Annotated in this window: 12 protein-coding genes and 1 tRNA gene; 5 read left to right on the plus strand and 8 right to left on the minus strand. The window is 54.7% G+C overall.

The window, feature by feature from the left end:
- Window positions 1-15: 15 nt before the first annotated feature.
- Entirely contained in the window at window positions 16-291 is a 276-nt protein-coding gene (rpsT, locus tag H6815_00635; GenBank protein MCB9858931.1) for a 30S ribosomal protein S20, read from the minus strand.
- A gap of 342 nt (window positions 292-633) precedes the next feature.
- Here rpsT and H6815_00640 point away from each other — a divergent pair.
- Window positions 634-707, plus strand: a tRNA-Arg gene (locus tag H6815_00640).
- 18 nt (window positions 708-725) lie between these two features.
- On the opposite strand, the gene tcmP is transcribed toward H6815_00640, so the two are convergent.
- Window positions 726-1,925 (minus strand): three-Cys-motif partner protein TcmP, encoded by a 1,200-nt coding sequence (tcmP, locus tag H6815_00645; GenBank protein MCB9858932.1) that lies wholly within the window; start codon window positions 1,923-1,925, stop codon window positions 726-728.
- Window positions 1,891-2,628 carry a phage Gp37/Gp68 family protein gene (locus H6815_00650; GenBank protein ID MCB9858933.1) on the minus strand — a complete coding sequence of 246 codons (738 nt, stop codon included), beginning with the start codon at window positions 2,626-2,628 and terminating at the stop codon, window positions 1,891-1,893. Before H6815_00650 ends, tcmP begins: the two co-directional genes overlap by 35 nt.
- Before the next feature lie 241 nt (window positions 2,629-2,869).
- On the opposite strand from H6815_00650, the gene elbB reads away from it, so the two are divergent.
- Both elbB and H6815_00660 read left to right on the plus strand, forming a co-directional pair.
- On the plus strand, window positions 2,870-3,544 hold the full coding sequence (gene elbB / locus H6815_00655) for an isoprenoid biosynthesis glyoxalase ElbB (GenBank protein MCB9858934.1): 675 nt from the start codon (window positions 2,870-2,872) through the stop codon (window positions 3,542-3,544).
- Window positions 3,541-3,867, plus strand: a complete 327-nt coding sequence (locus H6815_00660; protein ID MCB9858935.1) for a hypothetical protein — start codon at window positions 3,541-3,543, stop codon at window positions 3,865-3,867. Before elbB ends, H6815_00660 begins: the two co-directional genes overlap by 4 nt.
- Window positions 3,868-4,130: 263 nt before the next feature.
- Here the strand turns inward: H6815_00660 and H6815_00665 are convergent, their stop codons facing one another.
- Complete coding sequence (locus H6815_00665; protein MCB9858936.1) at window positions 4,131-4,970, minus strand: anti-sigma factor; 840 nt, start codon at window positions 4,968-4,970, stop codon at window positions 4,131-4,133.
- A complete protein-coding gene (locus H6815_00670) occupies window positions 4,967-5,533 on the minus strand; it encodes a sigma-70 family RNA polymerase sigma factor (protein ID MCB9858937.1) in 567 nt (188 codons plus the stop codon). The genes H6815_00665 and H6815_00670 overlap by 4 nt, the downstream gene beginning before the upstream one ends.
- 305 nt (window positions 5,534-5,838) lie before the next feature.
- Between H6815_00670 and H6815_00675 the strand changes: the two genes are divergently transcribed.
- Window positions 5,839-6,804, plus strand: a complete 966-nt coding sequence (locus H6815_00675; protein ID MCB9858938.1) for a fasciclin domain-containing protein — start codon at window positions 5,839-5,841, stop codon at window positions 6,802-6,804.
- 100 nt (window positions 6,805-6,904) lie between these two features.
- Here the strand turns inward: H6815_00675 and asnS are convergent, their stop codons facing one another.
- Entirely contained in the window at window positions 6,905-8,317 is a 1,413-nt protein-coding gene (asnS, locus tag H6815_00680) for an asparagine--tRNA ligase (protein MCB9858939.1), read from the minus strand.
- A gap of 89 nt (window positions 8,318-8,406) precedes the next feature.
- Between asnS and H6815_00685 the strand changes: the two genes are divergently transcribed.
- Window positions 8,407-11,073, plus strand: coding sequence for an alpha/beta fold hydrolase (locus H6815_00685; protein ID MCB9858940.1), 2,667 nt, complete (start codon window positions 8,407-8,409; stop codon window positions 11,071-11,073).
- A 3-nt stretch (window positions 11,074-11,076) separates the two neighbouring features.
- Here the strand turns inward: H6815_00685 and H6815_00690 are convergent, their stop codons facing one another.
- The gene (locus H6815_00690) at window positions 11,077-12,315 is read right to left on the minus strand and encodes an HDOD domain-containing protein (protein ID MCB9858941.1); all 1,239 of its coding nucleotides are present in this window, start codon (window positions 12,313-12,315) and stop codon (window positions 11,077-11,079) included.
- A 224-nt stretch (window positions 12,316-12,539) separates the two neighbouring features.
- A complete protein-coding gene (locus H6815_00695; protein MCB9858942.1) occupies window positions 12,540-13,016 on the minus strand; it encodes an acyl-CoA thioesterase in 477 nt (158 codons plus the stop codon).
- Window positions 13,017-13,038: the final 22 nt, after the last annotated feature.

Genomic DNA, 13,038 nt, shown 5'->3' on the forward strand with positions numbered 1-13,038 from the left:
TCGACTGCCGGAAACTTACTTCGCGGCGAGTGCGCGTTCCTTCAGCTTCGCGTTCAGGCGGCTCTTGCGACGTGCTGCCTGATTCTTGTGGATCACGCCGTTCTGAGCTGTCTTGTCGATCGTGCTCGCAGCGGTGCGGAACGCGGACTGTGCGTCCTCCAGCGAACCGTGGGCCAGCTTCTCAGAGAAATCCTTGATCGCAGTACGCATCGCGCGAAGGCGCCAGCGGTTGCGGGCACGACGCTTCTCGTTGGTGATGATGCGCTTCTTTGCTGATTTGGTGTTTGCCATACGCTGCGATCTTCCTTCATCCGCCCGTTCGGCTCAATGCCCGGGCCGCCACTGATACGATTGCTCTCCCGATCCAGTCACGGCTGGCGCCTGTCGGGCCTGAATAATGGGCCTACTGAGCACAAATTTCAACCCAATGGGCAAAACAGACCCTCAAAGACGCTGGATCGACACCCAAGACGACATTCTACGACACATCAAGCCCCCTGAAGCGACCACATCGCACCGGTATGGTGGGGCTGACGCTTCGCTCTCAGACCAGATGCCGCAGCTCGAACGCATCCAGCTTGTTTGCCGACCAGCACCAATCGGTCTACTATCGGCCCTGCTTTGCGCAGCGGAGCGGGCGTAGCTCAACTGGATAGAGCACCTGACTACGGATCAGGAGGTTGAGGGTTCGAATCCTTCCGCCCGTGTTCTTTTTCGCTCTGCTATTAATCTAGCTCAAATAGTGATCTATCGGGTTGCCTTGTGCGGGCAATCCTGCTGGGTTTTGATGAGTCTGGGAAGAACGCAATCCGCATTGTTTCGTCTTTGTATGTGCCACTTCTGCGATTCTGAGGTGGCGAAAGGACATGTATCCTGTTAGCTTTTTCAAGAGTTGCCAGTGTTTTTCGATATTTATAGCAAGGGGTATGGACTAGTACAAACTCTTCAATCTCACGAATGGTCATGGTCCGTTCATTGAGTTCGTTCATCAAAACACTTGCTAACCACTTGTCATCAAGCTTCGAAAGCAGAATCAGTTGATCTCCACCGAAGCGGTCAGAAAATCGAAAAGACCCTGAAGCATCAACTTTGTGCATTGCACGTTTCATTTCTTTTACACCATGAATATTGTTTGTGCAAAAAAAGAGCCAGTTCAACAGCTTTTCTTCCTTATTATGCATGGCAAAATGGAGGACATACTTTGCCCCAGCCTTTGTTCTCAGCGCATCTTTGTAAAGGTCTAAAAAATACTTCTCTCGCTTTTCCTTTGGTAGATCAATGCATTGGCGCCAACTATCCGAGCCAACTGCTGCTGTCAAGGCCGATGCTTTATTGTTGTCCGTAATAAAACGATTCAAATGATCCCAGTTTAAGTATGAAAAGACCTCGCACATGGGCATAGCAAGGAGTGATTGAACCATTTCGATTGTCACTTCACCATAACCAAACTGGTCAAGGAAGAATATGGCTGGGCCAAAGCCCTCTTTTCCATTTGACGCGACTATATCTGGAAGCAACTCTTTGCAGTCACCACATCGTTTGTTTACTTTTTTGACAGACTGTGCAGACAAAATGCGATCATGTCTTGCTTCAATTTCATTTGAAAGCGAAGCAAACCTCTGAGTGTCAATCTCGATGAAAAAGAACTCTACTGGAATAGGTATGTCCTGAGAGTGCTTGATTACACTCTCAATTGCAAGGATTGGACTGCCTGGCTGACCGTCTTTGTACACGCCCGGCCCAGCAAAGCCATCGACAAAGCGAATCACTGTTGAACCAGGAAACTTGGCTGATTGGCGAGAAAGGATCGGAACCCACGCTTTCAAATACTCTACCAGTATTTGGTGTTTGGCGAGTGTATGCGGCTCTGCATCCCAGATTGTCCCCAAGCTAGACATAGGCCTCCTCAACCACTCGAATGCCATTCGGCATCTCATCCCAAGTTTGGCCATCGAGGATGCGCCCTGTTCGTTTCTTATTCACTCCACCCCATTGCTTAAAGAAGAATGGCACTTCCATTTCAGTGCACCTGTCGCGTATCTCTCGAACCCAATCTACACTCATTGGCCTAGACTTTGGACCGCTTTCTCCACCCACAATGACCCAGTCGATGCCGCGCAAAGGGATGCGTGGAACTCGACCAATGAGTGGTTCAACGGACAAAAATCGTATATATGCTGGCACTTTTGCTAACTGTGCAATCCTGTGGCGGACCCGATTGTCCTCGACGCTCGTCCCCATCCAAATGTTCTCAGTCCATTCGAGCTCATCGGATAACTCAGCTGTTCTTTCTGGCCTCTTAGTTAGAACTTGAAAGGTATGTTGAGGACAAGCATTCATCACAGAAAAAACTTCCTGAATAAAACTCAATGGAACTTCAGGATGAAACAAATCACTCATTGAGTTTACAAAGATAACACGAGGCTTCTTCCATTGCAACGGGATAGGAACAGATGTCTGGTGGAGAGTGAGTTTGAAGCCATTCTGGTATTGCGGCTTGCCCATAGCCTTGAGCCGCTTCGACATCCTCTCAGCATAGCAGTTCTTACACCCGGCACTGACCTTTGTGCAGCCTGTGACCGGATTCCAAGTCGCTTGAGTCCACTCGATTGTGGAGTTCCCTGCCATGTGGGCCTCTTTCGTTACAACCAGTTAACAGCAAAACGACTAAATCGGGATGTCGGGACACGAATCGCGAACGATTCTCATTGATAAATGTTAGCATTTTGTTTGACAATTGCAACGCAAAAATTATGCCTAATGCATATATTTCCGTGTCAACCCTCGCGGCTGGCACGGTTTTTCTTTGGGCTGATTGCGCTGGTCAGCTGTGGCTCGTTCAGATATGTGGTCAGAAATGGAGGTCGTCATGGCTCCCCGCGTTGCTGTCGTTCTCTCGGGTTGTGGGTTCCTCGATGGAGCGGAGATCCACGAGTCTGTGCTAACGCTACTCGCGCTCGACTTGCGCGGGGCTGCGGTGCGCTGCTTTGCGCCGTCGAAGTCGTTCGATGTCGTAAACCACGCGACACAAGAGTCCAGCGGAGAGACGCGGGACGTGCTGACGGAAGCTGCGCGGATCTGTCGCGGAAAGATTGAGGACATCACCAAAGCCAAAGCGTCTGACTTTGACGCTGTGGTCCTCCCGGGCGGGTTCGGTGCTGCCAAGAACCTGTGCACGTTCGCAACGGAAGGTCCGTCGTGCTCGGTTGATCCGGGTGTTGAGACGTTCCTGACGCAAGCCCACGCGAGCGGGTGCGTGCTCGGGTTCGCGTGCATTGCGCCAGCTCTTTGCGCCCGCGTCTTCGGAAACCTGCTCCATCCGAACGTGACAATCGGGAACGACGCAGGCACCGCACAGGCTGTGCAGGCGATGGGCGCATCGCACACCAACGCGCCGGTGACGGACATCGTGGTTGATGAAGCCAACCGCATTGTGACGACGCCTGCGTATATGTACGACGCGCGGATTAGCGAGGTGCACAAGGGCATCGACGCGATGGTCGAGCGCGTGCTGCAGATGGCCAGCGCGAGTGCGGTTGCGTGATCATCCTGCCCCTCGAACTCGTGCCACTCGTGATGGCGTATGTTGTTGCCCTCGTCTTCGCTGTCGGCATCGAGTTCGTCGCAGAAAAATGGATGAAGAGATATCCAGCGACGCAGTGCGCACAGTGCGGGTATGACATGCGATCACTCCCAGACAAAGCGCGCTGTCCTGAGTGTGGCAGAGTGCATGAACGATCACTTGCAACAGAAATCACATCATCGCAAAGCTATGCGACACTCGATCCTCGGACATACATGCTTCCGGCTGCTGTGTGCTTCGCACTGCTGATTCTGAAAACAATCGTTCTCCCGCTCCTTAGATGATCCATTTCTCCTGTTCCCGATCAGATCATTGAAGCTTTGGTACATGCTGGACAAACTCCACTTCATCGCGTTTGCAGCCATAGCAATCATGTCGGTCGCGTGCGTTCTTTGTTTACACTTCGTCGTCTGCACAATCCTGTTGCGGAAGGGATGTCTAGAACGCAGGTACGAGATCATCTCGTGCATTGTGTTCACAACAGCTGCATACTGGTTATGCCTGCTTTGGTGGGTATTGTTTTTAGGCTATGTAATAGGCGTATAGCTCATTCACCCAGCGACGCGATCACAACCCGGCGTGACATGTCAGACACCCACACACCACCCGGTTGTTCGATCGTGATCGCGAACAACGCAGCGTTGCGGATCGCAATCGACGGCTCGATCTGAACAATGGCGCTGCCGTCAGCATCGGTATCGAAGATCGCACCCGAGACACGCGTTTCGAGTCCTCGTTCGTCAATGATCCAGAGTTGGTACTGCTCTTTCGTTGGATTGTTCGGAGTGAGATGCGCAAACTGCATAAACCCTGACTGCTGCGACTCACTCCAGTAGACCTTGCCGGTCACGCCCTTGATCTCGGGATCGTCCCAGTCGCCCCAATCGGCCTCGGCAAGATCGGGTGCAGACTCAACAAACTGCTGGAGCTGTTCGGAGGCAGTCTGAATGACTGGCGGCGGTACCGGCATAGGACGCGTAAACCACAGCATGGCAGCAATCGCCAGACACGCAGCAGCAGCCAACCAACCAATGAAGCTGGACATTGAGCGAGTAGTAGATGCTGATTGCCTCAGATCTCCATGCAATCGAAGTGGGCTCTCCTCAATCTGGTTCTCGTCCCGACCTGACACAGAGAAAGATTCAAGGACATCGACCATGCTCGCACTGAACTGGTCCGGCAGTTCTTCGATCTCATCATCCTTTGTGAGTGCACGCTCAACTGCCGATGCAGCATATTCATACTCCTCTGTGCGGAGCTGCGGGTACTGCAAGAGCAAGTGATTCAGTTCACGAAGATCATTTTCTGCAATACAGCCAACAGCCTGATCAATCTGCAGGTCAACAACACGCTCAACAACGTGCTCGGGTGGGTGCTGCGTACTCACGGCTGCACCTCCACTTTTTGAATCGATGTCTGATTATGAATCTGAAGTGCATCGCGTACACGCATCATCCCCCGACGGATGTACGTCTTTATTGTTCCGAGAGGCATGTTGGTCGCGCGGGCAATCTGCTCGTGCGAGAGCCCTTGAACGACAGACATACGGATGATCTGCTGCTGATCTGGAGAGAGCTCTGACATTGCTGCGAGCACTGCCGACACGTCATCCTTCACCTCGCCGGGTGAGGGGACTGGCGCGAAGGTGTCGGGGACTGGTTCAATCATGGCGTGTGCAGATGCAGCAGATGTTCGTTTCCTGATTCGATCGATAATCCGTCGTCGCGCAATAGTGGCAACAAATGTTGCTTCACTTCCAAGCTCTGATTTGTATCTGTGGGCGGACTGCCAGATATCAACCAATATGTCCTGCACGATGTCCTCAGCTTCAGCAGAGGCAAACCCTCGCTTGCGAACAAGCGACCACACGAGACCACCAAAGCTGTCAAGCAGCTCTGAAGCAGCCCCATCGTGCCGATCGGCAACGCGCTGGAGAAGCGTGGTGGTCACAGGTTCCGTGCATCCTTCCGAAAATGACTCTGACAACCGACAAAGTCAGGGTTTGGGTCAATCTTATTCATGTTTTCGAAGACCGTTGCGTGTTGGATTCACCTGTCGAAACAACTTTGTTTACATAAGTCCATGAGGTTGGATGTTTTTTCGTTGGCGATTTTCGAAGTCTTCTGAATCCACTTTCCAAGCTGCCTCGAATCCGGTGCGGACGCGTCACAGCAAGGGTTGCTGACGCATGCATCGATGCAAATCACTCAACTCAGACACCGCCACAGATCATTCAAGAACAAGGAAGAACGAACATGACACGTATGTACACAACCGCATTCGCAATCCTCGCATGCTCTGGTGCCGCACTCGCCCAGTGCTCGTCGACTACGACAGCTTCATCATGCTCAGAATACACAAACGAACACAACGCAACCATCACTCTTGCATCGCATGAGCTTGGTGACAACATTGTGCAGACCGCACAGAAGGCTGGCAGCTTCAACACTCTGCTCGCTGCAGCTAAAGCAGCTGGGCTTGTTGATGCGCTGTCAGGCAAGGGGCCTCTCACTGTCTTTGCACCAACAGATGAAGCGTTCGCCAAACTACCGAAAGGCACCGTTGAAAGCCTGCTCATGCCAGAGAACAAGGAAATGCTCAAATCCGTGCTGCTGTTCCATGTTGTCAAGGGCGATGTGAGTTCACGCAATGTCACACTTGGCTCTGGTGCAACGTCACTGAACGGTCAGCGCATTGACTTTGCTACCAACGATAAGGGCGCATGGGTCAACGGCGCCATGGTCACAGCTGCTGACATTGAGTGCACAAATGGCACGATTCACGTGATCGATACTGTCATCCTGCCTGAGCAGCGCAACATTGTCGAAGTAGCGAACAGTGCCGGATCATTCAACACGTTGCTGACAGCTGCAACACACGCGGGTCTTGCGGGGGCACTCTCGGGCGAAGGACCATTCACGATTCTCGCTCCGACCGATGAAGCATTTGCAAAGCTGCCCGCGGGCACTGTCGAGTCGCTTCTCAAACCAGAAAACAAGCAGAAGCTCGCCGAGATCCTGAAGTATCACGTCATCCCGGCAAAGGCCTACTCGACCGATGCCATCGGGATGGGAGCCGGCAAGTCACTACAAGGCAACAGCGTGATGTTCACTGTTCGTGATGGCCAGCTCTTTGCAGACAATGCTCGCATCATCAAGACCGACATCGATGCGTCCAACGGCGTCATCCACGTCATTGATCGTGTGATTCTCCCTGAGTAAAGCACATTGCATGCTGGAACACCGTTCACAGCAACTGCTTTACACGAGGCGGGAAACCGCCTCGTTTGTTTTTTGGAAACAAGAAGCAAGCAACTTTTAATTAGAACTCTGCCTGCTTCGGTGCGCGCGGGAATGGGATGACATCGCGAACGTTGGCCATCCCAGTCACGAACTGGATCAGGCGTTCAAACCCGAGACCGAATCCGGCGTGGGGCACGGTGCCGTACTTGCGAAGATCACGGTACCACCAGTAATCTTCTTTCACGAGTTTCATCTCATCGATGCGCTGGTCGAGCACGTCGAGGCGTTCCTCTCGCTGCGAGCCGCCGATGATCTCGCCAATCCCCGGCGCGAGCACATCCATCGCAGCAACGGTCTTTCCGTCGTCGTTCATACGCATGTAGAACGCCTTGATGTCCTTGGGATAGTTCATCACCACGACCGGCTGCCTGAAGTACTCCTCGGTAAGATACCGCTCGTGCTCTGATTGCATGTCAGAACCCCACTCGACGGGAAACTCGAACGATTTCTTCGCGGTTTTCAGGATCTCGATCGCGTCTGTGTAATCGATGCGCCGAAACGACTCGGTCAGCATCAGCTTCAGACGATCAATCACACCCTTCTGGATGCGCTCGTCGAAGAACGCCATATCGTCGGCGCGTTCAGTCAGCACAGCGTCAAAGACGTATCGCAGCATGTCCTCTGCGAGCTGCGCGTCATCGGCAAGATCCGCGAACGCGATCTCGGGCTCGATCATCCAGAACTCTGCAAGATGCCGGCTGGTGTTGGAGTTCTCAGCGCGGAATGTCGGACCGAACGTGTACACGCGCGAGAGTGCGGTGCAGTACGTCTCGACATTGAGCTGACCCGACACTGTCAGATGGGTTTCTTTGCCGAAAAAATCCTGTGAGAAATCGACCGAGCCATCCTTGTTCTTTGGAATGTTCGCAAGGTCGAGCGTAGAGACGCGGAACATCTCACCCGCCCCTTCGCAGTCGGACCCCGTCACAATCGGCGTGTGTATCCACGAGAACCCGTTCTCGTGGAAGAACCTGTGGATCGCCTGCGCAAGACAATGACGCACACGGGCTACCGCACCAAAGGTGTTCGTGCGGACACGCAAATGCGCAACATCGCGCAGATACTCGAACGTGTGACGCTTCTGACTGACCGGGTACGTGTCGGGGTTCTCGACCCAGCCCACCACACGGATGCTCTCTGCCTGGATCTCAACGGACTGCCCCTTGCCCTGGGACTCAACCAGTATCCCGTCCGCTTCGATCGCGCAGCCGGTGGTCAGTTTGGCGATCTCATCGGTGTAGTTCGGCAGATCACCCCGCGCCACGATCTGGATCGAGTCGAAGCACGACCCATCCGAAATCTGGATGAAGGACAATCCGCCGTCGGCCTTGGAGTCGCGACGGGTGCGGACCCAGCCCTTGACGGTGACCTCGATACCCGGGTCTGTTTTCAGCGCATCGCACACGCGAAGCCATTTCTGTTGATCTGCCATCGAGAAGTTCCTCTTTCTGTCCAGCGCTGCCAGGTTCTGATGATTCGAGCCGATTGCTGTGACACACCCGCCCCAACGAGGGCGATGGTATGTGCCGACCCGACAGACGTGCCAGTGTGCTGGTTGATGCCTTCAATATCGCTCATTATCCGGGCGGATCATCATCGACTGCGGACCTTCGCGTGGCTGACAAACACTCATCAGGACATTCTCGAAGTGCACAAACGCGCAGGCGAATGATTGTGTGGACCGGGGTGGTCATTGTGTACGGAGTTGTGCTGGTCTTCTCGCATCGTGCAGAGCACAATCGCTGGGCACCACCATCCGGTACCGCGTCAGCAACCGTGCACTCGGCTGATGGCGAGACCTGGATCCCCCTGTACTACCGCGACACCCCGTCAGCAACTCCAACAGATCGACCAGCGGTTGTCCTGCTCCACGGCACGCCGGGTGATGGCAACGCGTTCGACAAAATGGCTGAACAACTCAGCACGCAGGGCTGGCGTGTCATCGTCCCGGATCTGCTTGGCGCTGGTAAGTCCATCGATCCTGTCACACGAACATCTCCATCCCATTCCATCCGTGCCACTGCTTTTGCGCTGCGCGATGTGCTCGACAAAGAGCACATCAAACGCGCGCATATCGTCGGCTGGTCCAACGGCGGCGGCGTAGCACTCTATCTGTCTGACATCGCGCCGGAGCGCGTCGCCAGCATCACGCTGCTCGCATCGATCGGCGCGCAGGAGGTCGAGGGATCCGGCGGGTACTCCTTCGAGCACTTCAAGTACGCGATCGGAATCGGTGTCTTCGAGTACCTGCCCGAACTGCTTCCCCACTTTGGTACTTTTGGTACTCGCCACATGCGCGAGCAGATCATCCGTCCGTTCTGGGATTCTGATCAGCGTCCGCTCAAGCGCCTCATGCAGGAACTTCCAGAGAAACACATCCCCGTCATGATCCTGCACGGAAGAAACGACTTCCTTGTCAGTCCGCGAGCTGCTGAACGCCATCACGAGATCATGCCCGAAAGCGTGCTTGTGATGCTCAACTCCGATCACTTCATGCCGTTCATGCAGCCGCAACTTGCGGTAACAGAACTCGCCACATTCTTTCGTGCTGTCGAATCTAGAGCGGTTGCAACACTCCCCCACACTCGCGATGAATCGCCAGCGTGGTTTGCACTTGGCAGCGTGCAGCGATGGGTGGAGAACACACTCTATCCGCTTATCTGGCCAGTCCAGCTTGTGATCTTCGCTGTGCTGATTTTCCTATCGCCGTTTCTTGGTGTCTCCTTCGGCGCGATGATCGTCGCACGGGGTGTCGTCGACATCCTCGTCATGATGATCGCAACCATGATTGCGTTTGCACTTCGATCCGACGACAAAGACGCGACACGAGTGCCCGACCCATTGCACTGGTCACGTGCTCGTTCGATCACATCGAAGATCGTGCGATCGATTTGTACTGGTGTTGTGGTGATCGTTGTCGCGCGTCTCCTGAACTTCGCGATGCTGCATCTCGCGGTATATCGGCTGCATGATCTGCCGATGGGTTGGCTCACCTCCGGTGGCGCACTCATCGCAGGATCGCTTCTGACCGGCGCAATCGGGCTTACATTCCCGCTTGTCAAGTCGCGAGCTGGACATCGCAGGCTCGTCGCAAAGATCAAACGCTTGCACCACGAATACTGGCCGATGCATCTTTACTATCCAGTGCCAGTTGCGTACCTGATCTGGTTGTCCCTCAAACGCAAGGGAATCCGCACGATTACATGCGCTAATCCCGGCATGGGTGCTGGCGGTGGCATCATCGGTGAATCAAAGGCGGATATTCTCCGCGCGATCAGCGTCAGCCCGCACGTACTCCCGTGGCGTATGCTCCACGCCAGCGCCGATGTTGACGCGCGCGTGAAGACCGTCATGCAATGGCTTTCTGAGGACAACTGCGAGCTCGGCTCACTCCCTCTCGTACTCAAGCCTGACAGTGGATTCCACGGCTACGCGGTGAAACTCGCACGCGACGAGAATGACCTTCGCTCGTATCTCACAAAGATGCACCGGGATCTGATCGTGCAGAAGTACCACCCGGGCCCGAGAGAGTGTGCCATCATGTGGGCAAGACACACCTCGCCGCAATCCGAGAGTGTCGGGCGCATCACCGGTGTGAACCTTCGCGAGCTCCCAACCGTAACAGGCACGGGAAAGCACACGCTTGAGCAGTTGGTGCTCCGTCACAAACGCCATCGATGCCAGGCGGGAACCATTATCCGGAATCTCGGCGAGCAGCGAACAACGATCCCGGTCAAGGGAGAGACCGTTCGCGTCAGCAGTGTCGGCAACCATATCCGTGGCGCGCGATTTACCGACGGCAATCATCTGATCACACCCGAACTTGAGCGAGCGATCGATGCTGTCGCAAGAAATGTTCCGCATCCATCACTTGATAACCAACAAATGCAATCAATGGGGCCTGGCGGACTCGACACTGGTCGGTTCGACATCAAGTACGAGTCGGACGAACTGCTCCAACAGGGACGAGGCATTGGCATTGTCGAGCTCAACGGCACAACAGCCGAACCGACGCAGATGTACGACCCGTCGCATTCGGTGTACTGGGCGTGGAGTGTCTATTGCAGGCACATCCGTACGCTGTTCGATCTTGCAATAGCGCGTAGAAAAGCGGGCGCGTCTCCTGCTTCTCTGCGAGAGCTCTACGCAGGGTGGCGCAAACACAACCATGGCAAACCAGATCTGTAAACGTTACGCTGCCAGCGCTCGCAGGAACTCGTCGATCAGCATGACCTCGTCATCGTCACGCACCTTCAATCCGAGCGCAGAACTGATGCTTCGCGCGGTCTGCTCCGCAGGGGAGATGCGCAGCGATGCCAGCGGCTTTTCGCGTGAATCAAGCAAGCACACTGATACATGAGGCGACGTTGCATCACCGCACAACTCGATTGTCCGTCCGCCAAGGATAAACCGCTCAGGTGTTGATCGGCAATCACGCTTGATCGAATGGATCATCTCGGAATCCATCCGCGACTGGATACGGCGCGAGACTTCATCGGCCAGGGTGGCAAGATTGTGCTCGCCGTGCGCAACACACTCGAGCTTGTAGGATGTTGCCTGATGTTGTTCGCGAGCAGTGTGAACTGCATCCTCCATCTGTTTACGTTCGAGTCTGAGCTGCTTCCTTGCCACGTCGAACGGAAAATCTTCGGCGCTCAGCGCGCGTTTGCCGTGCAAGCAGATGCCTCCCACAACATATGTCAAGCGATGCAGCAGTTGCGATTCTGTTTTCGGTGTCTGTGAGCAGGGCTCCTCGTGGTGCCACACAATCGGATGTGACAGCACATCCGGTAGCGACCATCTGCGAGCCATCGCGCATACCACATCAACATGCGTAAACGGAAGCTTGTGCGTCTCGTGGCGGAAGAGCTGGGCAGGTGGGATTGCCTGCAAGTACAACTCCTTGCCTTCTTCGCGTTGCATCTGATACGCGACAGGAATGCCTGCATCCAACAAAAGACCCGCAACAAATGCCTCGCTCTCCAGTTGCGGAGCATACGCACGGGCGAGCGATGAGCACAGACACGCCCGATAGACCGCATTGGTCCACGTCTGTCGCGAGAGCATGCGGGCGGGATCCTGCTCGGAGCCGCGACTCAAAAAGAAACTTATCGCGATGGACCGCAAACGTTCAATGCCGAGAACCACACATGCACGATCGACCGATGTGACCGGGTTTGAGAGTGCAAAGAACGCTGAGTTTGCCATTCGAAGCACGCGACCGGTCAGTGCGGGGTCGGCACGCACAATGTCCGCAAAGTCCGCAGCACCCGAGCTTGCACTGTCGGCAAGATCGAGTACCTTGGATGCGACCTCCGGTTGTGTTTCAAGCCCAATCGAATCGAGCCTGCGATCAATCTGTTCAAGAAGTGCTTCCACTTCTCGTGCGGAAAGATCGATCCTCGCCTTGGTTGTTGGGGTGTCCGTCATATACCAGCCTCACGCCTGCTGCCTGTGCGTCCTTCCGCGCGATGTCTGCTGGGCCACTAATCTGGCCTGTGTTCAATTTCAGAAACACAAAGCCTCCTGGCAACCCGCCATGCAACGCCATGTCTGCCTTGCGCAGCGGAAGGCCTCCCAACCAGCACAAAGGACATGAGTGGTGAAACCGTCCCGTGCGGCACAGACGTCACAGAATGTACACAGCTGCGCAGTTATTGCTGGGAACCAATACCAAGGGCATGCACCAGCCAGTCAGGCACACGGATCGGCTTGCCATCTGCGTCAACGCACGCAACTTCCGTTGTGGCACGCGCACATATTCCATCAACCGGCACACTGGAGTCAGTACCGATATCTGGTATGAGGCCGTTCCGCTCAATCAACCTGATCCGATACTCATGTCGCAGCCTGATCGGTGTTGAGGAGCCGCCCAGCGTCTCAATCTCAATCACATCGTCGTACCTGATCGGTCTGCGATAGACAATTTCCATCCGTGTCACGACAATGAACACCCCCGACGCTTCCAGCTGTTTGTACGATGTGCCTGCATCACGGAGTAGTTCGGTCCTCCCCATCTCAAGCCATGGGCCATAGTTTGCATGATGGGCAATCCCCTGTGCATCACACTCGATATATCGCACACGGACCCGGAGCTTCCCCTCCTGCCTCATGTGAACATGATCATTCATGTGGAAGACTATGCACAGTTCT

The organism is Phycisphaeraceae bacterium (assembly GCA_020639155.1).
Lineage (GTDB): Bacteria > Planctomycetota > Phycisphaerae > Phycisphaerales > UBA1924 > JACKHF01.